This window comes from Enterococcus sp. DIV1758 (assembly GCF_051711985.1).
Taxonomy (GTDB): Bacteria; Bacillota; Bacilli; order Lactobacillales; family Enterococcaceae; genus Enterococcus; species Enterococcus faecalis.
Genome location: NZ_JBIOOA010000001.1, coordinates 1010608 through 1033962 on the forward strand (window position 1 = coordinate 1010608; position 23355 = coordinate 1033962).

Consider the following 23355-nt stretch of genomic DNA (forward strand, 5'->3'; position numbering starts at 1 on the left):
TTTTAGGATAGAACCTGTTATTCTAAGTCAGAAGAATAGCGAAGGAGCGAAGAAAAATGAGTCGATTGGTTAGTACTTACCAAAGAAATGAATCGATAAAAAAAATAGCAGTGATGGCGATAACCGCTTTGACTTCTGCGGTCGGTTTGAATTTCTTTTTGATTCCGGCAAAAGTTTTTTCGGCAGGGATGAACGGAATTGCGCAAATCATTGCTACATTATTATATACAAATTTAGGAATCCATATTAATACAGGGATCTTCATTTTATTTTTAAACATTCCCGTCTTCATTCTAGGGTTTGTAAAATTAGGGAAACAATCAACGATTCTTAGTTTCATCAATGTTATTGGCATTTCCGTTGTCACTATGTTTGTGCCAATCGTAACAGTCACAACGAATCCTTTGATGAACGCAATTATGGGTGGTGTCTTAGTCGGCGTTGGTGCAGGGCTTTCATTGAAAATGGGCTTTAACACTGGCGGCATGGACATTATTTCACTGATTCTTTCAAAAACAACAGGGAAAACAGTTGGTAATTTTATGTTCTTATTAAATGGTATTATTGTGCTGTTGGCTGGTTTTGTATTTAACTGGGAAAGTGCGTTGTATACTATTATTTCTATTTATTGTTTGAGTCAGGTGGTCGACATGATTCATACCAGTCACCAAAAAGTCACAGCAATGATTGTCACCACGAGACCAGAAGCCGTTGCCTTAGAAGTTTCTCAACAAATCGCTCGTGGCATGACCTTGTTGCCTTCAATCGGCGGCTATTCAGGTGCAGAAGGTCGGATGATTATGATGGTCATTACTCGCTACGAACTCTATGATTTAGAACAAGCAGTTTACAGTATCGATGAGAATGCCTTTGTAAATATTTTACCAACACAATCGGTTTTAGGGCGTTTTGCCAATGAAGATGAACAACGGATTTTTCATAGTACAGGAACATTTCCTGAGCTTCAATCTTACAAGGTGAAACGTTATCCACCAAAGAAAAAATTAAAATAGCAAGTCGGCCTTCAGATCCCAAAGTGATAACGGGAAAACTGGAGGTTTTTTTATAAAAATGAAGGTTATGTGAAAGAATAGACAAAAATTTTCTGAAAAAGGGAATTTTACTAGAAAAGTGTCAGGAATTCTGCTAAAATAGAACCGTTGGTTAGGGAACACCTAACAAATAAAGTTTTTAAAAACTTAGGAGGAATTTTTTATGCCAGTAGTATCAGGAGCAGAATTCTTAAAAGCAGCACGTAAAGGCGGCTATGCAGTAGGTGGCTATAACACAAATAACTTAGAATGGACACAAGCGATTTTAGAAGCAGCAGAAGCTAAAAAAGCACCAGTTCTAATCCAAACATCAATGGGCGCTGCTAAATACATGGGCGGCTACAAAGTAGCTAAAGACATGATTACTAATTTAGTAGACTCAATGAATATCACAGTTCCAGTAGCAATTCACTTAGACCACGGTGACTACGAAGCTGCTTTAGAATGTATCGAAGTTGGCTATACTTCAATCATGTTTGATGGTTCTCACTTACCATTCGAAGAAAACTTAAAATTAGCGAAAGATGTAGTTGAAAAAGCTCACGCTAAAGGTATTTCTGTCGAATGTGAAGTTGGTTCAATCGGTGGTGAAGAAGACGGAATCATCGGTACTGGCGAATTAGCTGATATCGAAGAATGTAAACAAATGGTTGCTACAGGTATTGACTACTTAGCATGTGGTATCGGTAACATCCATGGTCAATATCCAGAAAACTGGAAAGGTTTAGCATTTGATCACTTACAAGCAATTGCTGAAGCTGTCGGTTCTGATGTACCTCTAGTATTACACGGAGGTTCTGGTATTCCTCAAGAACAAATTGAAAAAGCAATTTCAATGGGTATCTCAAAAGTTAACGTAAATACAGAATTCCAATTATCATTCGCTAAAGCAACGCGCGAATATATTGAAGCTGGTAAAGATTTAGAAGGTAAAGGATTTGACCCTCGTAAATTATTAGCACCAGGTAAAGCTGCAATCATCAAAGATGCAGAAGAACACATTGATTGGTTCGGTTCAGCTAACAAAGCTTAATCAACTAGTTACGTTAAAGACAGCCACAGCACGTGGCTGTCTTTTTTATTTTTTGTTATTTTTTCATTCTATTAAAATACCTGAGAAGTTTTCTTTTTTCTTAAGCTTGATTATGATAGAATGATTGGGTAGTTTATTTAGAAAACGTATATTACAGATAGGTGAGAATATAAATGAAAAAAATCGTAATCAATGGGAATCGTCCATTAAAGGGCGAAGTAACCATTAGCGGCGCCAAAAATAGTGTGGTCGCTTTAATTCCAGCTGCTATTTTAGCAGATTCGCCCGTGACTTTAGATGGCGTTCCTGACATTCAGGATGTTCACTCATTAATTGAAATTTTAGAAATTATGGGTGCTAAAATTACTTTTGAAAATAATACATTAATTATTGACCCAACAGAAGTTGTTTCTGTGCCAATGCCAAAAGGAAAAATCAATAGCTTACGTGCGTCCTATTATTTTATGGGCTCACTTCTTGGTCGATTTGGGGAAGGCGTTGTCGGCTTACCTGGCGGTTGTTACTTAGGACCTCGTCCAATTGATTTACATATCAAAGGATTTGAAGCATTAGGCGCTCATGTAACCAACGAACATGGGGCGATGTACTTGAGAACAGACGAAGCTGGTTTACAAGGAACACGAATTTTTATGGATATGGTATCTATTGGTGCTACAATCAATGTCATGTTAGCCGCAGTTAAAGCCAAAGGCAAAACGATTATTGAAAATGCTGCGCGTGAGCCAGAAATTATTGATATTGCTACGTTATTAAATAACATGGGTGCAAAAGTTCGAGGAGCTGGAACGGACGTTATTCGGATTGAAGGTGTCGAAGAATTACATGGTTGTCGTCACTCGATTATTCCAGATCGAATTGAAGCTGGGACTTATTTAGCTATGGCAGCAGCTATGGGTGAAGGAATCAAAGTTCGAAATGTTATTTATGAGCATTTAGAAAGCTTCATTGCGAAATTGCAAGAAATGGGCGTTAAGATGACAATTGAAGAAGACATGATTGAAGTTCATCCGTCACATGATCTGAAAATGACAACGGTGAAAACCTATCCATATCCTGGTTTTGCCACAGACTTGCAACAACCGTTAACGCCATTACTTTTAAAAGCGCAAGGAACTGGTGAAATTATTGATACGATTTATGCTCAACGAAATAAGCATATCCCTGAGTTAGTGCGGATGGGGGCTGATGCTTCGGTTGAAGGCAATATGATTATTTTAAATGGTCCAAATCAATTGCACGGTGCAGAAGTAGTCGCCTCTGATTTACGGGCAGGCGCTTGCTTAGTCACTGCCGGCTTGATGGCTGAAGGTACGACCACAATTTATAATGTAGAATATATTTTACGTGGGTACGACCACATTATCGAAAAGTTAACTGCTTTGGGCGCTGATATTCAAATGCTAGAAACCGAAGAACAAGAAGGTCCGTTTGAGGTGGATCAATGAGCGACTATTTAACAATGGCTGAATTGGAAAATAGTACGTTAAAAGATATTTATGCGTACGCGAAAGAGTTTAAAATTCCTTATTATAGCCAAATGAACAAAAAAGAATTGTCTTTAGCTGTGATTCGTGCACAAGCTGAGAAGCAAGGGTTTTTCTTCATGGAAGGAATTTTAGATATTGTTTCTCAGGATGGTTATGGCTTTTTGCGGCCAATTAATTATGGACCAAGTGCAGAAGACATTTATATTTCTTCTTCTCAAATTCGTCGTTTCGGATTGAGAAATGGGGACAAAGTAGCTGGCAAGGCGCGTCCGCCAAAGGAATCAGAACGTTACTATGGACTCATGCATGTTGAAAGTGTCAATGGGAAAGATCCTGAAGAAGCGAAAGAGCGGCCACATTTTCCAGCGCTAACACCGTTGTATCCTGAAAAACAATTAACGTTAGAAACAACGGCTGGCAGATTATCAACACGAATGATTGATGTATTTGCACCAATTGGTTTTGGGCAACGTGGTTTAATTGTAGCGCCGCCAAAAGCCGGGAAAACAAGTGTTTTAAAGGAAATTGCTAATGGGATTACAGAAAATCATCCTGATGTGGAATTGATTCTGTTGTTAATTGACGAGCGTCCTGAAGAAGTGACTGATTTAGAGCGAAGCGTTAAAGGCGATGTGGTTTCTTCAACTTTTGATCAACAACCACAAAATCATACGCGAGTTGCTGAATTGGTTCTGGATCGAGCAATGCGCTTAGTTGAAGACAAACGGGACGTAGTTATTTTAATGGACAGCATCACTCGTTTAGCAAGGGCCTATAATTTAGTGGTCCCGCCTAGTGGTCGAACCTTAAGTGGCGGAATAGATCCAGCTGCGTTTTTCAAACCTAAACGATTTTTTGGTGCTGCCAGAAATATCGAAGAAGGGGGCAGTCTGACTATTTTAGCCACGGCATTGGTGGATACAGGTAGCCGAATGGATGATGTCATCTATGAAGAATTCAAAGGCACAGGCAACATGGAGCTCCATTTATCTCGTGAATTAGCAGAGCGCCGTATTTTCCCAGCAATTGATATTAAAAAATCAAGTACGCGAAAAGAAGAATTGCTAATGACACCAGAACAACTAGAAGAAACGTGGAAATTGAGAAATAATATGTCAGGAGACTCGCTGGAATATACGGATCAATTCAGAAAAATGTTAAAACGGACCCAAAATAATCAACAATTATTTGAAGTTTTCCATGATGTTTCGTTTGGCAAACAAATTAAAAGAAATCCAAAAAGATAATTGCATACCAACTGAAAACATGGTAAGATAGCATTGTTGTATACCGACAAAATAACTCTGATACAGCAAATGGATCAGGGCAAAGGAGCGAAAAAACGTATGAAACAAGATATCCATCCAAATTACCAACCAGTAGTATTCATGGATTCAACAACAGGTTTCAAATTCCTTTCAGGTTCAACTAAAGGATCTTCAGAAACTGTTGAATGGGAAGATGGCAACACTTATCCATTATTACGTGTTGAGGTTACTTCAGACTCACACCCATTCTACACTGGTCGTCAAAAATTCACACAAGCCGACGGACGTGTGGACCGTTTCAACAAAAAATACGGTCTCAAAGACGAAAACGCAAATCCAGACGCATAGTCTTTCAAAACATTGTTATGACAAGGTTTATAGAGGTTTTCCACTGTGGTGGGAAACCTCTTTTTTTTGTTGGATATGCATTTTTCAACTCAGAGAATTAATTAAATATTATTTTATTTAATTAAAAGTACAGCTAGCCCGTATACCGTATAATTTAAATTATTTGGATAGTATACATATTGTAAAGTGCAATTGTCTTTTTAGAATCTTTAAGGTATAATTTGTTTTAATGAGTTTATATGTAAGCTTTTTCTTTTTAAAGACTTTGATCATATCTTTTTTATAAGAAAACTATTGGTTGTGAAAGGATATAAAAGTGCTAAAACAATTGTACTTAACAGTATTAAGACGGAGACCATACAAACATAAAAAAGTAAAAATTGTGTACATAATGAGTTTCCCAAGAAATGATGGACATTTAATTGAACAATTAGAACAACACTATCACGGAATGATAATAGTACTTTATACAAAAAATTGTCAATCATATGCAGCATCCTTAAATCAAAAAGGCATAAAGACGATACTTTTTGATAAGAAGACTTTGCTGATTACAACGGCGATTTCATACTTGAAGTCAGCGCCACTAATTTTTGTAGATAATTATTTTCCAGAATTGGCAATTTTAAAAAACGAGCAAGTAGTTATCCAGTTATGGCATGCAAATGGGGCTTTAAAACAGTTTGGCTGGGGCGCGTATCATACGAATCAAAGAAGTCGCAAGGATCAAATCAGGTTTCAAAAAGTTTATGATAAAATGAATTATTTTGTCGTTAATTCACTAAAAATGGAAGCTATTTTTAGAAACAATTATCGTCTCGAGAATGCTCAATTTTGTCATTTTGGTTCGCCACGTCTTGCTTATCTTGAAAAATTAGAGATAGGAGAAACAAATCAGAATAACAAAATTTTATATGCACCAACTTATCGAGAGGAATTGAACGAAATGATGCTTGTGATAAATCAAGCAATAAAGGCTTTTTCTGCTATGCCAAAGTTTCATTTTTATATGAAATTACATCCATCAATCCAGTTAGATGCCATTGAACTACCGAGAAATGTTTCTATTTGGGAAAAGCATATTTTTGAAAGCTTTAGTGAAATAGACTACTTGATTACTGATTATTTGAGTGTGGTCTTTGAATACATGCATGTTAAAGAGCAACCGAACATTTTATTTTTTTGTCCAGATTTAGAAAAATATGCATTAAATCCTGGAATTGAGCCTGATTTTTTTGAATATTTACCAGGACCGTTAGTTGAAAATGAAAAACAGTTGATTGTGGCATTGTCAAATTTTTCAATAAATAGTTATAAAGATAATATTGCTAGAATTAACGAAGAATGGAATCAATATCAGTCAAAAGAGAGCATTAATAAAATAGTAGAGTTGGTAGAGAGAATCTTGGGGGGATTTTGTGAAAAGTAAGGTACGCACTGAATATATTGGGGGATTACCAGTTGACGTATTAACACATCAAGAAATTATGGATGACTTAGAAAGTTATCTCAAAGCTAAAGAGAAAATGATTGTAACTAGCGTTAATCCGCAGATTTCATTGTTAGCATTTGAATATCCAGAAGTTAAGTTATATTTGAAAAGAGCAACTCATCGGATTGCAGATGGGATAGGTGTGGTCAAGGCATCGAAGCTAACGGGTGGGTCTATTCGTGAAAGAGTTACAGGAATTGATGTCATGGATAATTTTTTAGAGTATGCAAATCAACATAAGGAACGAATCTTCTTGTATGGTGCAAAGCAAGAAGTAGTTGAAGCAGCAGCTAAAAATATTCAACAACAATATCCAGGGATTGTTATTAGCGGTATTTTACATGGCTATACAAAGAAAAAACAGCAAGAAATTGTGGAACAAATTAATAAAGCTGAACCAAGGTTTGTCTTTGTAGCATTAGGTTCACCGAAACAAGAGATTTTTTTGGAACAAACAATTGATCACCTGACAGCTAATGTATTTTTAGACGTAGGCGGTACTTTTGACGTATTAGCTGGATCAGTAAAAAGAGCGCCAGAATTTTATATAAATCACAATTTGGAATGGTTATATCGTTGTTTGACAATGAAGAGATACGATCGGTTAATGCAAATTCCTAAATATATTTATTTGACTATTAAGTATCGGAACAACAAGTCTAGGGGGCAGTAAATGATTATTTTGTTTATTTGGGAAAATGACGTAGACACAACTTTTTATATCGTAAAAATAGGGAAAGATGAGAAGTTCATTTTACGAGTACCACCTATTCACAAACTAAGTGAATTTGTTCAAAATAATCAATGGAATAGTTTGATAGAAGAATTAAGAAGATTGTCTTCATACGAAGTAAATGAGTACATAATTATAAAAAAAGCAATGCTTTTTTCGTATCTTTTTGAAGACGATAAAGAAATTGTTATTTCAAATCAAAGCGAGCGGCATCTAATAGATCAAAATGGCAAAGAATGGTTTTTACCAAAAGGAAAAGTTGCTGTAAATCAAGAGGTGCTTGCAGAATATCTTCGTTTTAGTCATTCAGATTCTGAACGTTCATTTGAGCATCAGGAACACATTTTTCGTTTAACGAAAATTAAATTATTAAAAGATAAAAATCCGTTGAAATTGCAAAAGCAGTTAAAACAATTAAAAAAAGTTACAACAACGTCTTTCTCTATAAAATCTCTGAGTAAGTTATTACTAATCTATACTGCTACAGAAAATAAAAAATTTGATCGAAAAACCATCAAAGTCAATCAAAAGTAGCATTTTTCTATTCACAAAAATTGATAATTAACGAAGAAATATCAAAGTACAAATGGAGGTTTTTATGAAAAAAATACTTACTTACGGCACATTTGACCTCCTGCACTATGGTCATATTAATTTGTTGAAAAAAGCGAAACAACAAGGGGATTACCTGATTGTTGGACTTTCAACAGATGCTTTTAATTTAGAAAAAAAGAAACAAAGTTATTTTTCATATGAAAAACGTAAACAATTATTAGAGGCAATTCGTTATGTTGATTTAGTTATTCCTGAAACTAGTTGGAAGCAAAAAGTTTCCGATATTGCTGAATTTAAAATTGATACGTTAGTCATGGGCGACGATTGGCAAGGGGCTTTTGATTTTCTAGAAGTTGAAACAACTGCAAAGGTTCTTTATTTGCCACGAACGCCAGAAGTATCAACCACACAGATAAAAAAAGAATTATATTATAATGAATGATAAAAAAGTCTCCTTGGTATTTTTCAAGGAGACTTTTTTTCAAGATTATCCTTCCCAAAGGTCAAAGATTGATCATCATTGTTTCGCTGATTTGTTAGACTAGTAAGTACATTCAGCTTTATAAAGGAGATCTTGAAGAAATGAGTAGAAAAAAAGTCGGTGTTTTCTGTCTATTTCTGTTTTTTACATTTTTTATTATTGTTCCAAAAGTAGAAGCTACAGAAGAAATGAAGACTAAATTTACAGTAACGCCTGTTTTACCAGAAAATCAAGTGTCAGGAACATCTAGTTATTATGATTTAATTCTGGCACCAAAGCAATCTTCCACTATTGTCTTAGACATAAAAAATAAGACAGACGAAAAATTGTCCATCGTATTGACTCTAGCAAATGCATCAACAAATGATAATGGGTTGATTGTGTACAATGATTTTGATAAACCACTTGATTCATCGTTAAAGGTTCCGCTGACAGACTTAGTTACTTTAGAAAATGAGGAAGTGAGTGTGCCGCCTCATCAAACAGTATCAGCAAAGATGAAGGTGAAGGGACTTGATCAGCCTATCAAAGGAGTTGTTTTAGGCGGGGTTTACGCGCATCTCAAAGATGAAAAAGAGGAAGAGACCCAAACAACGGGCTTAACTAGTCGCTACGGGTTTAATGTTGCGATTGCCATGAGGAGTGCTGAGAATGCTCCTTTAACAGAAGTGAACCAACTGAAATTAACGAAAGTAACACCTACAATTGCTTTAGGGGCCAAATCACTAAAGGCGGTCATTCAAAATCCGTATGCTGCTATTTTTCCAGAAGTTCGTTTAGAAGGTCAAGTGATAAAAAAAGGATCCTCTAAAAAAATTGCACAACGGACACTAAAAAATGTTCGTTTTGCCCCAAATAGTTCCATGAATTTTCATCTTGATTTGGGTAAACAACCGCTAGATGCTGGGACTTATATATTTACAGGACGTGCTATTTTACAACAAGATGAACAACAGTCTTGGCCTTTTCAACAAGAATTTACGATTAACACTCGTGAAGCAAAAAAATTGAATCAAGAAGCTACGGTCAAATGGGTCCTACCCACATGGTGGTTACCGACTTTCTACACATTGTTAGTAATCACAATCGGGGCAATTTGTAGTGTCATTTGGCGCAATAATTATCAAAAAACAAGCGAAAAGGAGAGTGAGAATAATGGCTAGTTGGTTTTGGTTGTCTGGCGGTTTAGCGGTCATTTGTTTTATGTTTTTCCTCTTTTCTTTGCTGACTAGTATGAGTTTTATTCAGCATGCAAAAGAAACCAGAAGTATTCTAAAAGAAACGCTTTTAAGTTGGTTAATGCTTTTACTTAGTGGTGGCTGGATTGCAATCGGACTATTGTTATATTTTTCGCTAAAGAATCAATAAACAAAAAACGAGCATTCATTGTTAGATAACCGTGAATGCTCGTTTTTTTGTTTTAGGAAAATGCTCTTTAGCAACTTGCCAGATTTCATTGGGCAACCTGACTGAAATTGTTAAATTGTTCTGTCGAAACGACAAAAAAGTGGTAAACTAAACGTGTATGTTAGTTATTTAATCAAAAGTAATGTATCCGCTTACTTATAAAATGGAAACGAAGGAGCATATTGCAATGACAGAAAAACTTTTAGGAAGTATCGAAGCCGGTGGCACAAAATTTGTATGTGGCGTTGGGACAGATGATTTGACCATCGTAGAACGTGTCAGTTTTCCCACAACAACCCCAGAAGAAACAATGAAAAAAGTAATAGAATTTTTCCAACAATATCCTTTAAAAGCGATTGGGATTGGTTCGTTTGGTCCGATTGATATTCACGTTGATTCTCCTACGTATGGTTATATCACTTCTACACCAAAATTAGCTTGGCGTAACTTTGACTTGTTAGGAACTATGAAACAACATTTTGATGTGCCAATGGCTTGGACAACGGATGTGAATGCTGCGGCATATGGTGAGTATGTTGCTGGAAATGGGCAACATACATCTAGTTGTGTATATTATACAATTGGAACTGGTGTTGGCGCTGGAGCGATTCAAAACGGTGAGTTTATTGAAGGCTTTAGCCACCCAGAAATGGGGCATGCGTTAGTCCGTCGTCATCCTGAAGATACGTATGCAGGAAATTGTCCTTATCATGGAGATTGTTTAGAAGGGATTGCAGCAGGACCAGCAGTTGAAGGTCGTTCTGGTAAAAAAGGACATTTATTGGAAGAGGATCATAAAACTTGGGAACTAGAAGCTTATTATTTAGCGCAAGCAGCGTACAATACGACTTTATTATTAGCGCCAGAAGTGATCATTTTAGGCGGCGGCGTCATGAAACAACGTCATTTGATGCCGAAAGTTCGTGAAAAATTTGCTGAATTAGTCAATGGATATGTGGAAACACCGCCTTTAGAAAAATACTTGGTGACGCCTCTTTTAGAAGATAATCCAGGAACAATTGGTTGCTTTGCCTTGGCAAAAAAAGCTTTAATGGCTCAAAAATAACCATTTATTCGTAGTTCATGCATTATATTTGAAGGAAATGGCTAAGAATGATACTCTTATTATGTAATTAATTATTTAGGAGGGATTAGCATGGCAGATTTAAAAGGACGTTTTGACGATGCAAAAGATAAAGTAGAAGGTACTGCAAAAGAAGCGCAAGGCAAAGTTACGGATGATAAAGGCAAAGAACTTGAAGGAAAAGCTCAATCAACCTTTGCTGACGTAAAAGACAAAGCACGTGATGCCGGCGACGACCTTAAAGAAGGCGCTGAAAAATTAACTGATAAAGTTAAAGAAGGCTTTGAAGACTTAAAAGACAAATTTAGTAAAGATAAATAAAAATTAACAAAAGAGCGTGGGCTTACGTTGAAATAACGTAGGCCCACGCTCTTTTGTTTAGACATCAAATCCTTGCTTCTGTAAAAATGTTTTTACTTCTGGGCGACGATTATAAGAAAAATAGGATAAAGACTTCTGTGACCAATCCGCTGTTTGGGCGTTACTTGAGCGGCTGGCATAGTAATCTTTTAATAATTCATCGTACGCGTGCATATCTGTCAATTTGTCTGATTGGTAGTGATTTTCGCTTAAAATATTTTCAAAAGGCATCCGTGGTTTTACACCATTTAACGTTTCTGGTACACCAATCGTTAATCCAAAAAGTGGTACAGTTAACTCAGGCAAAGATAAGCGTTTGGCCACTGTGTCTAAGTCATTTCGAATGCCGCCAATATAACAAATCCCTAAATCCATAGATTCAGCCGCAATGGCCATGTTTTGCGCAGCAATCGTTGTATCAACGGCAGCTACTAATAATGATTCTGGTGTCTTTAGGGGTTCTAACGATTGCCCCTCTTTTGACAAAATCGTTGCATGACGATACAAATCAGCAACAAAAACATAGAACACACCAGTGTTAACGACATAGTCTTCACAATTCGCTAAACGTCCCAATTCTCTGCGTAGCTCAAGATCTTTGATTTCTATAATTGTATAAGCTTGTAAAAAATTGGAGCTTGACCCTGCTTGAGCTGCAGTAATTAACTGTTGTTTCTGCTTGTCCGTTAACGCTTGCTTTTTAAAATGACGAACGGAACGGTGACTTAGTAATTGTTCGATTGTTTGATTCATAAAAAACCTCCGTTTAAATTAAGAAAGAGAACAGAAAAACCCACAGCTTAATAGTGGGTTTCTCTGTCGTTAATTGCTAAAGATTACAGAATACGTTCAAATGGATCTAAACTAATTCCTTGGTCTAAGACAATTTTTGCATATTCTTTCGCTGCAAATAAAGAATGATCTTTGTAGTTTCCACACTCTTTTGCAGAGACTGCTGGAACAACTTCTGTATTGATTACTTTGTTTAAAACGTTGACTAATGCATCACGGATTTCTTGTGGTGAATGTTGATCCCACATAATCATATAAAAACCAGTGCGGCAACCCATTGGCGAAATGTCAATGATTCCTTTTAATTCATCACGCATGTTAACTGCTAATAAATGTTCCAACGTGTGTAATGCGCCTGTTGGTAGGGCATCTTTGTTTGGTTGTAAGAAACGTAAGTCATATTTTTCGACTAACGCATCACCATTTTGTTCTGTGCCAGCAAGGCGAACATATGGTGCTTTTACTGTGTTGTGATCTAATTCAAAACTTTCTACGCGTGCCATGAAATTTCGCTCCCTTTATAATTAAATTCGTTTTAACTATAACAAATTTAAGTCAAAAGTCAATGGATAGTCCTTTGATGGGTAATAGTTTTAAAATATCATGGGAAAATAAAAAAATCATTTTTTTGACTATGTAGGTTTTTTCAATACTATGGTAAAATAGGACAAGTAGCTTTTACAAGAAGGTAAGAGGGGAGTATGAAAATATGGGAAAAGAATATCATGTTGCCGTGGTAGGAGCAACAGGTGCTGTCGGGACAAGAATGATTGAATTGTTAGCAGAAACAAGTTTGCCAATTGCCAGTGTGAGGTTATTGGCGTCTAAGCGTTCTGCTGGACAAGAGATTCAGTTTAAAGGACAACCTCTTATCGTGGAAGAATTAGTCCCGGAATCATTTGAAGGAATCGATTTAGCATTATTTAGTGCTGGTGGGGGTATTTCCGAAAAGTTTGCACCAGAAGCAGTTAAGCGCGGAGCTGTCGTTGTTGACAACACTAGCCATTTTAGAATGGCAAAAGATGTTCCTTTAGTTGTTCCAGAAGTGAATCCGGAAGCCTTGAAAAATCATCAGGGAATTATCGCAAATCCCAATTGTTCTACGATTCAAATGATGGTGGCCTTGGAACCGATTCGGCAAGCGTTTGGCTTAGAACGAATCATCGTTTCAACGTATCAAGCTGTGAGTGGCGCAGGTATCCGTGCAATTAATGAGCTAAAAGAACAAGCCGAAGATTTTTTAGAGGGAAAACCTGTCAGCGAATGGTCAGCTGAAATTTTGCCAGCTAGCAGTGACAAAAAACATTATCCAATTGCTTTTAATGCGTTACCTCAAATCGATGTTTTTTCAGAAGCAGGGTATACCTACGAAGAATGGAAAATGATGAATGAAACAAAAAAAATCATGGGAGACAACAAGCTAAAAGTCGTTGCCACCTGTGTCCGTATTCCGGTAATTTCAGGACATTCTGAATCTGTTTATATAGAAGTGAAACAAGCAGATGCATCGGTTTCAGCCATCCAAGAATTAATGGCGCAAGCTCCAGGTGTAATTTTGCAAGATGAGCCAAGTGAACAACTATATCCACAAGCGCTAAATAGCGTCAACCAGAAAGAAACATTTGTCGGCCGTATTCGTCAAGACGTTGACGTGAAGAACGGTTTCCATTTATGGATTGTGTCAGACAACCTATTAAAAGGAGCTGCTTGGAACTCGGTCCAAATTGCTGAAACGTTACACGAAATGAATTTGCTTCGTGTACCTGAAAACGACTAGAAGGTTTGTATTGTATACTCGGGAGGGAATAGGATGGATTTAACGAATGCAACAATTATTACGGCAATGGTTACGCCGTTTCAAGAATCGGGAGAAATAGATTTTGATAAACTACCGCAATTGGTAGACTATTTATTGGCCAATCATACAGAAGGCGTTATTTTAGCAGGAACAACTGGTGAATCACCCACGTTGACTCATGAAGAAGAATTACAATTATTCCAGCGAATTATTGAACTGATCGATGGACGTATTCCGATTATTTGTGGTGTAGGTACGAATGATACACGTGACTCTGTCGCTTTTGTGAAAGAGTTAGCGACAATCGCTGGTATCGATGCTGTTTTGGCGGTTGTTCCTTATTATAATAAACCAAATCAAGAAGGTATGTATCAACATTTTAAAACCATCGCAGAAGCAAGTGAACTGCCAATTATTTTGTATAATGTTCCTGGTAGAACGGCTGCATGTCTAGAAGTGGAAACTACTTTGCGCTTAGCACAATTGGAAAAAATTGTGGCGATTAAAGAATGTGCAGGGTTAGATGCAATTACTGAGTTGATTGAAAGAGCGCCAAAAGACTTTCTAGTGTATACTGGAGAAGACGGGTTGGCTTTTGCCACCAAGGCACTTGGCGGACAAGGGGTTATTTCGGTAGCCAGTCATGTCTTCGGTTCATCAATGTATGAGATGTATCAAGCGCTGGAGCAGGGGAACTTGCCGGAAGCGGCTAAAATTCAACGACAGTTATTACCAAAAATGAACGCGTTGTTTTCAGTGCCTTCGCCGGCACCCGTGAAAGCGGCCTTAAATCATTTAGGTATTCCTGTTGGAAATTTACGGTTACCTCTAGTTGCTTGTACACCAGAAGAAGAGCAAAGAATTATTCGCACGTTAGAGATTTAAAGAACGTGTAATCATAGAGAGGTGAAAAGAGTGAGTACAATAAAAATCGTTCCATTAGGCGGCGTTCGTGAAAATGGAAAAAATATGTACGTTGCTGAAGTGGAAGATGAAATTTTTGTACTGGATTGTGGATTACAATATCCAGAGAACGAACTTTTAGGAATTGACGTCGTCATTCCGGATTTTACGTATTTAGAAGAAAATAGTGAACGAATTGCAGGGGTCTTTTTAACACATGGCCATGCAGATGCAATTGGGGCCTTACCGTATTTGCTTTCAAAAATTCAAGTGCCTGTTTTTGGGACAGAATTAACGATTGAACTAGCAAAACTAAGTGTCAACAGTCATGCGGAAACGAAGAAATTTAAAGATTTCCATGTGATTGACCCGCATACAGAAATTGATTTTGGTCAAGCAACGGTGAGCTTCTTTAAAACAACGCACACCATTCCAGATTCGATTGGCGTTAGTATCAAAACAAAAGAAGGCAACATTGTTTATACTGGTGATTTTAAATTTGATCAAAGTGCGATTGAGATGTATCAAACCGATTACGGCCGCTTAGCTGAAATTGGGAAAGAAGGCGTCTTGGCGCTACTTAGTGATTCATCAAATGCTGAAAACCCAGCCCAAGTTGCATCCGAAGCCCAAATCGCTGATGAAGTGTTCGACACGATTCGCTATTGGGAAGGACGAATCATCGTGGCATGTGTGGCAAGTAATTTGCAACGGGTCCAACAAGTATTGAATGCAGCGGATCGTTCTGGTCGTAAAGTCGTTTTGACAGGCCAAGATTTTGAACGGATTATTCGGACGGCGATGAAATTGGAAAAATTACAATTGCCAAGCGAAGATCTATTAGTGAAACCAAAAGAAATGAAAAAATATGCACCCGAACAGTTATTAATTTTAGAAACAGGCCGAATGGGAGAACCGATTAAGTCACTTCAAAAAATGGCTAATAATACACATGGTGTCGTTCGAATTGAAGAAGGCGATTTAGTTTATATTACGACAACGCCGACAACGGCCATGGAAACAACGGTTGCTAAAACAGAGGATATTGTCTATCGGGCCGGTGCTACGGTGAAGCAAATTTCCGACAATTTACGTGTGTCTGGTCACGCTAATCCGAATGACTTGCAATTGATGTTGAACTTAATGAAACCCAAATATTTCATTCCTGTCCAAGGTGAATACCGCCAGTTAGCTGCGCATGCGGACTTAGCACACGAAATTGGCATGCCTTATAAAGATATCTTTATTACAGGTCGTGGGGACATTCTAGAGTATACAAAAGGTAGAATGTCGGTAGCTGGCAGCACAACGGCCGAAAATATTATGATTGACGGGATTGGTGTCGGCGATATTGGTAATATCGTTTTACGGGATCGTCGTATTCTTTCCGAAGATGGTATTTTTGTGGCTGTCGTGACAATTAATCGCCGAGAAAAACGAATTGTTTCACCAGCTAAAATTACTTCTAGAGGTTTTGTTTACGTTAAAACAAGTAAAGACCTAATGAAAGAAAGTAGCAATATTGTTACAGAAATTGTTGAAAAGCATTTAGAAAGTGACGATTTTGAATGGAGCAAACTGAAACAAGAAATCCGCGAAAATTTAAGCCGTTATTTATTTGAACAAACCAAACGTCGTCCTGTGATCTTACCAGTTATCATGGAAGCGACGCAACGCAAGCGTCCCAAAAATAACGCATAGTTCGTCCTGATAAAAGCAGGTGATTTTAGGAGAAATTCTTCTAAAGTCATCTGTTCTTTTTTGTAACTTTCTTCTATAAATATGGTACTATTAATCAGAGCGCTGAATAAAGGAGGCGATTTTAGTGGAAGAGATTGTGTTGTTCCATACCAATGATCTTCATTCTCACTTTGAAAATTGGCCCAAAATACGGCGTCTGGTTAAAGCCAAACGTTCGCTGTACCAAAAAGAGGGCAAAACAGTCGTAACCATTGATTTAGGTGACTTTTCAGATCGGTGTCATCCTTTGACCGAAGCAACAGATGGTCGAGCAAATGTAGCTATAATGAATACATTAGCGTATGACCTGGTTACAATTGGAAATAATGAAGGAATCGGCAATTCAAAGAAACAATTAGAGCATTTATATGATCAGGCAACATTTGAAGTGGTCTTAGCTAATTTAGAAGACCCAAAAACCCAAACGTTACCAGATTTTTGTCAAGCATATAAAATTATGACAACTAAAGAAGGCACAAAGTTAGGGTTTATTGGCTTAACCGCACCATTTCCTTTAACGTATAATCCTAATGGCTGGACAATCAAACAAGTGGAAACAGTCCTTCCTCAACTGATTACAGAAGTTGCGCCTCAATGTGATGTTCTCATTTTGCTTAGTCACTTGGGGATAGATACTGATTTTATGATTGCGGCGAATTATCCTGAAATTCAAGTGATCTTAGGTTCCCATACACATCATTTATTTAAAGATGGTGAAAAAATTAATCATGTACAACTAGCAGCTGCTGGCAAATATGGACAGTATATGGGTGAAGTGCATCTGTTTGTGGATGCCGACACGAAGCAAGTTACAAGTTATGCGAAAACCATTGAAACAGCAAGTTTAGAAGAGCAAGCAACTGATGCCAAGGAAATTGCGGGTTACTTAACGGAAGGTCATCGACTATTGCAAGCGCAGCAAATTGCACAAATCCCTGAAACCTTGTCAACGGACTTACGGCAACCGTATGCCTTTATAACTGTTGCCTTGAAGGCGTTAAAAGAAGCGGGACAGACCGAAGCGGCTGTGTTAAACAACGGGTTATTTTTAGCAGATTTACCAGAAGGAATAATCAATGCAGACCAATTACATGAGGCTTTGCCTCATCCAATGCACTTAATCAAGGTTACCTTGAAAGGGTCAGACATGAGCCGTTTGATTCGTGAAATGGAAAAAAGTCGTCAATTTCTGCGGAAATTTCCGATTCGCGGGATGGGCTTCCGCGGAAAAATTTTTGGCGAATTATGTTATGATGGGATTCGTTTTGAGCGAAATAGCCAGACCGTTTTTTGGCAAGGGAAACCTATTCAGCCAGAGCAGAAGTATACGTTGACAACAGTGGATCACTTTCAATTTGTTCCGTTTTTCCCAACGATTGAGTTAGTTGGAGAAGTCGAATTTTTATTTCCAGACGTTTTAAGAACTGTCGTGGCGAACTATCTGCATGCCCACTATCCAATCAAATAAAAACAAGGTATAATAAAAACTAGGTGGTGAAAAAATGACAGACAAAAAGACAACCGAAAAAAAAGAAACAGAAACTGCTGCAACCTTTACAGAAGAACTAACAGCAGTTCTTGAAGAAATAAAAGAAGAACCTGTAAAAGAAAAGAAAAAAGGGGAAATTGTCACCATTGTGAATGAAACAGATATTCAAATTGGTGAAAGAGAGTACCGAATTGTTAAAAATCATCGTGATGCCTTTGATCCTGAACGCTTAGGTGAACGGTTTAGTGAAGTATTAGCGCGTTATGATTATATCGTAGGAGACTGGGGCTATGAACAGTTACGCTTGCGTGGCTTTTTTGATACTTCTAATCGTCGGGCAGCGCCGGATCAACGCATTGATACACTAGAAGACTATTTGTATGAATATTGTAATTTTGGCTGTGCCTATTTTGTAATTGAACGAACAGGGGAACGTAAAGAAAAAACAACGCATCGTCGTCGTCGCCATAAAAAAAATAATCGTTCTAACGCGTTTGTCGAGGAAAAGAGTGCGCCCGCTAATAAAAATAGCAAGCCAGTGATTCGTACGCGAAAAGAAGAAAATAAAAAAACGACTACACCCAAACAGCCTAGTCCCAAAAAATCTGGCAAAGGCTTTACGATTCGTCAACGTGAGGAGTAAACAGAGTGAAAAAAGACTATCAAGGATATTTAATTGATTTAGATGGAACGATTTATTTAGGAAAAGAACCAATTCCAGCCGGAAAACGTTTTGTCGAGCAGTTACAGGAAAAAGATTTGCCTTTTTTATTTGTAACGAATAATACCACTAAATCTCCTGAAACAGTGGCACAACGTTTAGCAAATGAATTTGATATTCATGTCCCAGCATCCCTTGTTTATACAGCGACTTTAGCGACGATTGATTACATGAAAGAAGCCAATCGGGGCAAGAAAGTCTTTGTCATCGGCGAGGCTGGTTTAATTGACTTAATTTTAGAAGCAGGTTTTGAATGGGATGAAACAAATCCTGATTATGTTGTCGTGGGACTTGATACAGAATTATCTTACGAAAAAGTGGTTTTAGCTACCTTAGCCATTCAAAAAGGGGCGTTGTTTATTGGGACCAATCCAGATAAGAACATTCCGACAGAAAGAGGCTTATTACCTGGTGCAGGTTCAGTTGTGACGTTTGTGGAGACAGCTACTCAAACAAAACCAGTTTATATTGGCAAACCAAAAGCGATTATCATGGAACGAGCCATTGCGCATTTAGGCGTGGAAAAAGAGCAAGTGATTATGGTTGGAGATAATTATGAAACCGATATTCAATCAGGGATTCAAAATGGTATTGATAGCTTGTTAGTTACATCAGGTTTTACCCCTAAGTCAGCTGTTCCAACTTTGCCAACGCCACCAACCTATGTTGTTGATTCCTTAGATGAATGGACTTTTTGAGTATGATGAGGTCGAAATTGCGTTTAAGGGAAACACTTGGACTCATTTGTTTGTTTTTAACGATTGTGGCTTTAAGTATCACGATCACGATTAATTTTCGTCCATTGTATCTTTTTGATATCCAACACTTAAATATTTTAAAAGACGTAGAGGTTGATCGTGTGACCTTGATTAAAAATTACGATCATTTAATGATGTACTTAAACAATCCTTTTGAAAAAACATTAGTATTTCCTGACTTTCCAATGTCTGATAGCGCGGCTTTTCATTTTTATGAAGTGAAAAAATTGTTTTTATTGTGCTATGGCGTATTACTAGTTACGTTGTTGCCTAGTGTCCTTTATTTAAAATATTTGGTGAAAAATCAGCGTTTATGGACATTGATACGGCCATTTCAGTGGGGAATGTTTTTGCCTGTGCTTTTTGGCTTTTTCATGCTGATTGGCTTTGATCAATTTTTTATTGCGTTTCATGGATTATTTTTTAACAACGATGCTTGGTTATTTAATCCGCTGACTGATCCGATTATCAATGCCTTACCTGAAGCCTACTTTATGCATTGTTTTATCTTGTTTTTTGTTTTATTAGAAGGCCTGTTTTTGATAGGTATTTTAATCGGAAAACGTTCTTTAAAAAAATAAAGAGAGAAAAGTGAACAATTCCAAAATTGCTCGCTTTTCTTTTTTATTCAATCTAGTTTTAAAAACTAGATTGAATAATTGTCAAAAGTATGATATTCTTTTTTAGAAATGGTTAGGAGGGTTTTTATGGACGAGATAGAAAAATCACTACAAGATTGGGGCCAACAATTGGAAAATGTTCATTTGCCAAGATGGCATGAGTTACCAGATATTGAATTATATATGGATCAAGTGATTACTCTGATAGAAAAATACTTATCCCCATTGATTACACTGGAAAAACATACTTTGTTAACGTCCTCAATGGTTAATAATTATGTCAAACACGGGTTAATCCCGGCCCCAGTGAAAAAGCGCTACAATCAAAAGCATTTAGCGTTTTTAATTGCGATTACGTTGTTGAAACAAGTGTTAACATTGCCAGAAATTAAGCAAGGCATTTTATTCCAAGGAGCTACGGTTGGTATTCGTGAAGCGTACAATTTATTTTGTCAAGAACAGGAACGAGCGATTTATGTGATTGCTGCTCAAGCGCAAGAAAAAGAAGTTCAGGCCAAATCACAAGAACCTATGGGGATTGAATATTTGGCTGTAAAAGCAGCGACAATGTCTTTTGCTACTAAAATGTTTAGTGAAAAAGTGATTGAATTGGAACAAGAATACTTAAAAGAAATGGATGAGATGACACATGAATAAAGAAAAGATCGCACTACTGGTTGATTCTGGGACAGATGTTCCAGAGGCATTAGTCAAACAATACGGCATGTATGTCTTGCCCTTACAGATTATTTATCCTGAAAAAACCTATACAGATAAGGTAGATATTACACCAGAAGAAGTGTATCAACGTTTAGAGAAAGAAATCCCTAGTACTTCATTACCAGATGGCGCAACAATCCAAGCTATTTTTGACAAAATTAAAGAAGCGGGTTACGAAAAAGTCTTAGCGGTGACCATTTCTAGTGGTTTAAGTGGAACGTATAATGTGGTTCGCTTGCTTGGAGAACAAACCGAAGGACTAGATGTATTTGTTTTAGATACAAAGAACATTGGTATCGGGGCTGGCATTCAAGCGATTCGAGCAGCAGAATTAATTGAAACAGGATTAGGCTGGCAAGAATTACAACAAAAATTAACAGAAGAAGTAGCCAACGCAAAAGTATTTTTTAATGTAGCCACTTTAGAATATCTACAAAAAGGTGGACGAATTGGTTTAGTCACTTCTATTTTAGGGAATGCGCTAAAATTAAACCCTATTATTTCTTGTAATGAAGAAGGCATTTATTATACGGTGGCTAAGTCTCGTGGCCGTAAAAAAAGTCTTGATAAAACGTTTGAGTTGGTGACGAACTTTATAGGTGAAGCGCCCCGTTTTCGTTTGGCAGTTGCTCACGGTGCGGCAGAGGAAGAAGCAAAAGCAATGATGGAACGCTTGAAAGCGGCTTTTCCACAAGCAGAAGAAATTTACTTTGGAACGATTAGTCCGGCATTAGTTGTTCATACAGGACCAGGACTTTTAGGTGTTGGCATACAGTTATTAAATGATTAATTAAATGAAAAATCCTCTCAAATTTTTTTGAGGGGATTTTTCATTTAAGATTTCTCTTTTTCATAGAAATATCATTTTACTGAAAAAACAACGAAAATTATATTGAAAATTTCACGAATGTGTTACAATTCATCTACAAAGGGGGAATTTTTTGTGAAAAAAGCAATAGCAGAATGTTTAGGAACATTTATTCTTGTCTTTTTTGGGACAGGAACAGCCGTTCTAGGAAATGGTATGGAAGGGATTGGAACAACGGGGATTGCCTTAGCATTTGGCTTAACAATCGTTGCTGCTGCCTATAGTATTGGCACAATTTCAGGTGCACATCTAAATCCAGCTGTTTCTTTAGGAATGTGGCTTAATAAACGAATAACAACAATGGAACTAATCTACTATGTAGTGGGACAAATTGTTGGTGGCTTGATTGCCTCATTTGCATTATTAAGCATTCTAAAAGGTGCTGGTAAAAGTATTGAGAACTTAGGTCAAAATGGCGTAGGGGAATTGAGCGTTGCTGGTGCATTGACAGTCGAAATTATTTTAACATTTATTTTTGTTTTAGTTGTCATGACAGTTACAAGTGCTAAGAAAGGCAATGCTTCATTAGCAGGAATCGTAATTGGGTTAACACTAACAATGATTCACTTAGTCGGTATTCCTTTGACTGGAACTTCTGTCAACCCAGCTCGTAGCATCGCGCCAGCCGTTTTTGCGGGTGGTTCAGCATTATCTGAGTTGTGGATTTTTATCGTTGCGCCATTAATTGGTGGATTATTAGCCGCTCTTGTAGCTAAATTCGTCTTAGATACGGAAGAATAGATTAGCGGAAGAAGAATCTTTGATAACAAGCGTCAATTGTTGTCAGAGATTCTTTTTTTGTTATACTAGGAGAACCTGAAGGCGCATTTTTAGCTAAAGATGAAAACATCATCAAAATAAGGTATAATAGGAAAGTATCAAATAAGATTAGAAGGAAAAAGAGGTGTCTCTTTGTGAAGAAAATTTTAGTAGTTGATGACGAGAAGCCAATTTCAGAGATCGTTAAATATAATTTGGTTAAAGAAGGATATGAAGTATTTACTGCTTATGATGGAGAAGAAGCACTTGAAAAAGTGGAAGAAGTGGAACCAGACTTAATTATTTTAGACTTAATGCTCCCTAAAATGGATGGCTTAGAAGTCGCGCGAGAAGTGCGCAAAACACATGACATGCCAATCATTATGGTGACTGCCAAAGATTCTGAAATTGATAAGGTTTTAGGATTAGAATTAGGCGCTGATGACTATGTAACGAAACCATTTTCAAATCGTGAATTAGTTGCTCGTGTAAAAGCCAATTTACGGCGAGGTGCAACCAATGCGAAAGAAGCCGAGGTGACAACGCAATCTGAATTAACGATTGGTGATTTAACCATTCATCCTGATGCATACATGGTCTCAAAACGGGGTGAAAAAATTGAATTAACCCACCGTGAATTTGAGTTACTTTATTACTTAGCAAAACATATCGGACAAGTCATGACTCGTGAACATTTATTACAAACCGTTTGGGGTTATGATTATTTTGGTGATGTGCGGACAGTGGACGTAACCGTACGTCGTTTAAGAGAAAAAATTGAAGATAGTCCAAGTCATCCAACGTATTTAGTTACTCGTCGTGGGGTTGGTTATTATCTAAGAAATCCTGAACAGGAGTAATCAGGT

The 23355-nt window shown here is 37.3% G+C and carries 26 protein-coding genes; 24 read left to right on the plus strand and 2 right to left on the minus strand.

The window, feature by feature from the left end; translation table 11 throughout:
- Positions 1 to 56 precede the first annotated feature (56 nt).
- From IGJ52_RS05080 to IGJ52_RS05140, 13 genes are all read left to right on the plus strand, one after another.
- Entirely contained in the window at positions 57 to 1013 is a 957-nt protein-coding gene (locus IGJ52_RS05080; RefSeq protein ID WP_002381974.1) for a YitT family protein, read from the plus strand.
- A gap of 202 nt (positions 1014 to 1215) precedes the next feature.
- On the plus strand, positions 1216 to 2085 hold the full coding sequence (locus IGJ52_RS05085; RefSeq protein WP_002357972.1) for a class II fructose-bisphosphate aldolase: 870 nt from the start codon (positions 1216 to 1218) through the stop codon (positions 2083 to 2085).
- A 173-nt stretch (positions 2086 to 2258) separates the two neighbouring features.
- Entirely contained in the window at positions 2259 to 3551 is a 1293-nt protein-coding gene (locus tag IGJ52_RS05090; protein WP_002357969.1) for a UDP-N-acetylglucosamine 1-carboxyvinyltransferase, read from the plus strand.
- Positions 3548 to 4840: a transcription termination factor Rho gene (gene rho, locus IGJ52_RS05095; RefSeq protein WP_002394198.1), complete on the plus strand. Its 1293-nt coding sequence runs from the start codon at positions 3548 to 3550 to the stop codon at positions 4838 to 4840. Before IGJ52_RS05090 ends, rho begins: the two co-directional genes overlap by 4 nt.
- Before the next feature lie 99 nt (positions 4841 to 4939).
- A complete protein-coding gene (locus IGJ52_RS05100; protein ID WP_002357967.1) occupies positions 4940 to 5209 on the plus strand; it encodes a type B 50S ribosomal protein L31 in 270 nt (89 codons plus the stop codon).
- 316 nt (positions 5210 to 5525) lie between these two features.
- Positions 5526 to 6638 (plus strand): teichoic acid biosynthesis protein TagB, encoded by a 1113-nt coding sequence (gene tagB, locus IGJ52_RS05105; RefSeq protein WP_438791951.1) that lies wholly within the window; start codon positions 5526 to 5528, stop codon positions 6636 to 6638.
- Positions 6628 to 7374 carry a WecB/TagA/CpsF family glycosyltransferase gene (locus IGJ52_RS05110; RefSeq protein WP_002382151.1) on the plus strand — a complete coding sequence of 249 codons (747 nt, stop codon included), beginning with the start codon at positions 6628 to 6630 and terminating at the stop codon, positions 7372 to 7374. The genes tagB and IGJ52_RS05110 overlap by 11 nt, the downstream gene beginning before the upstream one ends.
- Entirely contained in the window at positions 7375 to 7968 is a 594-nt protein-coding gene (locus IGJ52_RS05115; RefSeq protein WP_010827308.1) for a hypothetical protein, read from the plus strand.
- Between the two features lie 52 nt (positions 7969 to 8020).
- On the plus strand, positions 8021 to 8431 hold the full coding sequence (gene tagD / locus IGJ52_RS05120) for a glycerol-3-phosphate cytidylyltransferase (protein WP_002382153.1): 411 nt from the start codon (positions 8021 to 8023) through the stop codon (positions 8429 to 8431).
- A gap of 140 nt (positions 8432 to 8571) precedes the next feature.
- Positions 8572 to 9633, plus strand: coding sequence for a DUF916 and DUF3324 domain-containing protein (locus IGJ52_RS05125; RefSeq protein ID WP_002382154.1), 1062 nt, complete (start codon positions 8572 to 8574; stop codon positions 9631 to 9633).
- Entirely contained in the window at positions 9626 to 9838 is a 213-nt protein-coding gene (locus IGJ52_RS05130; RefSeq protein WP_241708969.1) for a hypothetical protein, read from the plus strand. Before IGJ52_RS05125 ends, IGJ52_RS05130 begins: the two co-directional genes overlap by 8 nt.
- Before the next feature lie 226 nt (positions 9839 to 10064).
- Positions 10065 to 10943: a fructokinase ScrK gene (gene scrK, locus IGJ52_RS05135; protein ID WP_002361643.1), complete on the plus strand. Its 879-nt coding sequence runs from the start codon at positions 10065 to 10067 to the stop codon at positions 10941 to 10943.
- A 90-nt stretch (positions 10944 to 11033) separates the two neighbouring features.
- Positions 11034 to 11282, plus strand: coding sequence for a YtxH domain-containing protein (locus tag IGJ52_RS05140; RefSeq protein ID WP_002357962.1), 249 nt, complete (start codon positions 11034 to 11036; stop codon positions 11280 to 11282).
- 57 nt (positions 11283 to 11339) lie between these two features.
- Here the strand turns inward: IGJ52_RS05140 and nfsA are convergent, their stop codons facing one another.
- Both nfsA and IGJ52_RS05150 read right to left on the minus strand, forming a co-directional pair.
- Entirely contained in the window at positions 11340 to 12074 is a 735-nt protein-coding gene (nfsA, locus tag IGJ52_RS05145; protein WP_002382158.1) for an oxygen-insensitive NADPH nitroreductase, read from the minus strand.
- Between the two features lie 83 nt (positions 12075 to 12157).
- Positions 12158 to 12616: an S-ribosylhomocysteine lyase gene (locus tag IGJ52_RS05150; protein ID WP_002357960.1), complete on the minus strand. Its 459-nt coding sequence runs from the start codon at positions 12614 to 12616 to the stop codon at positions 12158 to 12160.
- A gap of 206 nt (positions 12617 to 12822) precedes the next feature.
- On the opposite strand from IGJ52_RS05150, the gene IGJ52_RS05155 reads away from it, so the two are divergent.
- The 11 genes from IGJ52_RS05155 to yycF all read left to right on the plus strand — a co-directional run bounded on the left by IGJ52_RS05155 (position 12823) and on the right by yycF (position 23349).
- Positions 12823 to 13890, plus strand: coding sequence for an aspartate-semialdehyde dehydrogenase (locus tag IGJ52_RS05155; RefSeq protein ID WP_002382160.1), 1068 nt, complete (start codon positions 12823 to 12825; stop codon positions 13888 to 13890).
- 33 nt (positions 13891 to 13923) lie between these two features.
- Positions 13924 to 14796, plus strand: a complete 873-nt coding sequence (dapA, locus tag IGJ52_RS05160) for a 4-hydroxy-tetrahydrodipicolinate synthase (protein WP_002361644.1) — start codon at positions 13924 to 13926, stop codon at positions 14794 to 14796.
- Between the two features lie 30 nt (positions 14797 to 14826).
- Entirely contained in the window at positions 14827 to 16515 is a 1689-nt protein-coding gene (locus tag IGJ52_RS05165) for a ribonuclease J (protein WP_002357956.1), read from the plus strand.
- A gap of 124 nt (positions 16516 to 16639) precedes the next feature.
- Complete coding sequence (locus tag IGJ52_RS05170; protein ID WP_002382165.1) at positions 16640 to 18022, plus strand: bifunctional metallophosphatase/5'-nucleotidase; 1383 nt, start codon at positions 16640 to 16642, stop codon at positions 18020 to 18022.
- A 34-nt stretch (positions 18023 to 18056) separates the two neighbouring features.
- The gene (locus tag IGJ52_RS05175) at positions 18057 to 18686 is read left to right on the plus strand and encodes a YutD family protein (protein WP_002357954.1); all 630 of its coding nucleotides are present in this window, start codon (positions 18057 to 18059) and stop codon (positions 18684 to 18686) included.
- 5 nt (positions 18687 to 18691) lie between these two features.
- A complete protein-coding gene (locus IGJ52_RS05180; RefSeq protein WP_002366490.1) occupies positions 18692 to 19462 on the plus strand; it encodes a TIGR01457 family HAD-type hydrolase in 771 nt (256 codons plus the stop codon).
- Positions 19450 to 20103, plus strand: coding sequence for a TIGR01906 family membrane protein (locus tag IGJ52_RS05185; RefSeq protein ID WP_002382167.1), 654 nt, complete (start codon positions 19450 to 19452; stop codon positions 20101 to 20103). Before IGJ52_RS05180 ends, IGJ52_RS05185 begins: the two co-directional genes overlap by 13 nt.
- Positions 20104 to 20229: 126 nt before the next feature.
- Positions 20230 to 20799: a DUF1836 domain-containing protein gene (locus IGJ52_RS05190; protein ID WP_002361647.1), complete on the plus strand. Its 570-nt coding sequence runs from the start codon at positions 20230 to 20232 to the stop codon at positions 20797 to 20799.
- Positions 20792 to 21652, plus strand: coding sequence for a DegV family protein (locus tag IGJ52_RS05195; RefSeq protein ID WP_002357950.1), 861 nt, complete (start codon positions 20792 to 20794; stop codon positions 21650 to 21652). Before IGJ52_RS05190 ends, IGJ52_RS05195 begins: the two co-directional genes overlap by 8 nt.
- 117 nt (positions 21653 to 21769) lie before the next feature.
- A complete protein-coding gene (locus IGJ52_RS05200; RefSeq protein WP_002382168.1) occupies positions 21770 to 22471 on the plus strand; it encodes an MIP/aquaporin family protein in 702 nt (233 codons plus the stop codon).
- A 173-nt stretch (positions 22472 to 22644) separates the two neighbouring features.
- Positions 22645 to 23349 (plus strand): response regulator YycF, encoded by a 705-nt coding sequence (yycF, locus tag IGJ52_RS05205; RefSeq protein WP_002357947.1) that lies wholly within the window; start codon positions 22645 to 22647, stop codon positions 23347 to 23349.
- Positions 23350 to 23355 lie beyond the last annotated feature (6 nt).

Excerpts from the sequence above, each read along its gene's own strand:
- IGJ52_RS05080 (WP_002381974.1), top strand. The coding sequence starts at position 57 with ATGAGTCGATTGGTTAGTACTTACCAAAGAAATGAATCGATAAAAAAA.
- IGJ52_RS05085 (WP_002357972.1), top strand. The coding sequence starts at position 1,216 with ATGCCAGTAGTATCAGGAGCAGAATTCTTAAAAGCAGCACGTAAAGGC.
- IGJ52_RS05090 (WP_002357969.1), top strand. The coding sequence starts at position 2,259 with ATGAAAAAAATCGTAATCAATGGGAATCGTCCATTAAAGGGCGAAGTA.
- rho (WP_002394198.1), top strand. The coding sequence starts at position 3,548 with ATGAGCGACTATTTAACAATGGCTGAATTGGAAAATAGTACGTTAAAA.
- IGJ52_RS05100 (WP_002357967.1), top strand. The coding sequence starts at position 4,940 with ATGAAACAAGATATCCATCCAAATTACCAACCAGTAGTATTCATGGAT.
- IGJ52_RS05115 (WP_010827308.1), top strand. The coding sequence starts at position 7,375 with ATGATTATTTTGTTTATTTGGGAAAATGACGTAGACACAACTTTTTAT.
- tagD (WP_002382153.1), top strand. The coding sequence starts at position 8,021 with ATGGAGGTTTTTATGAAAAAAATACTTACTTACGGCACATTTGACCTC.
- IGJ52_RS05125 (WP_002382154.1), top strand. The coding sequence starts at position 8,572 with ATGAGTAGAAAAAAAGTCGGTGTTTTCTGTCTATTTCTGTTTTTTACA.
- IGJ52_RS05130 (WP_241708969.1), top strand. The coding sequence starts at position 9,626 with ATGGCTAGTTGGTTTTGGTTGTCTGGCGGTTTAGCGGTCATTTGTTTT.
- scrK (WP_002361643.1), top strand. The coding sequence starts at position 10,065 with ATGACAGAAAAACTTTTAGGAAGTATCGAAGCCGGTGGCACAAAATTT.
- IGJ52_RS05140 (WP_002357962.1), top strand. The coding sequence starts at position 11,034 with ATGGCAGATTTAAAAGGACGTTTTGACGATGCAAAAGATAAAGTAGAA.
- nfsA (WP_002382158.1), bottom strand. The coding sequence starts at position 12,074 with ATGAATCAAACAATCGAACAATTACTAAGTCACCGTTCCGTTCGTCAT.
- IGJ52_RS05150 (WP_002357960.1), bottom strand. The coding sequence starts at position 12,616 with ATGGCACGCGTAGAAAGTTTTGAATTAGATCACAACACAGTAAAAGCA.
- IGJ52_RS05155 (WP_002382160.1), top strand. The coding sequence starts at position 12,823 with ATGGGAAAAGAATATCATGTTGCCGTGGTAGGAGCAACAGGTGCTGTC.
- dapA (WP_002361644.1), top strand. The coding sequence starts at position 13,924 with ATGGATTTAACGAATGCAACAATTATTACGGCAATGGTTACGCCGTTT.
- IGJ52_RS05175 (WP_002357954.1), top strand. The coding sequence starts at position 18,057 with ATGACAGACAAAAAGACAACCGAAAAAAAAGAAACAGAAACTGCTGCA.
- IGJ52_RS05185 (WP_002382167.1), top strand. The coding sequence starts at position 19,450 with ATGGACTTTTTGAGTATGATGAGGTCGAAATTGCGTTTAAGGGAAACA.
- IGJ52_RS05190 (WP_002361647.1), top strand. The coding sequence starts at position 20,230 with ATGGACGAGATAGAAAAATCACTACAAGATTGGGGCCAACAATTGGAA.
- IGJ52_RS05195 (WP_002357950.1), top strand. The coding sequence starts at position 20,792 with ATGAATAAAGAAAAGATCGCACTACTGGTTGATTCTGGGACAGATGTT.
- IGJ52_RS05200 (WP_002382168.1), top strand. The coding sequence starts at position 21,770 with ATGTGTTACAATTCATCTACAAAGGGGGAATTTTTTGTGAAAAAAGCA.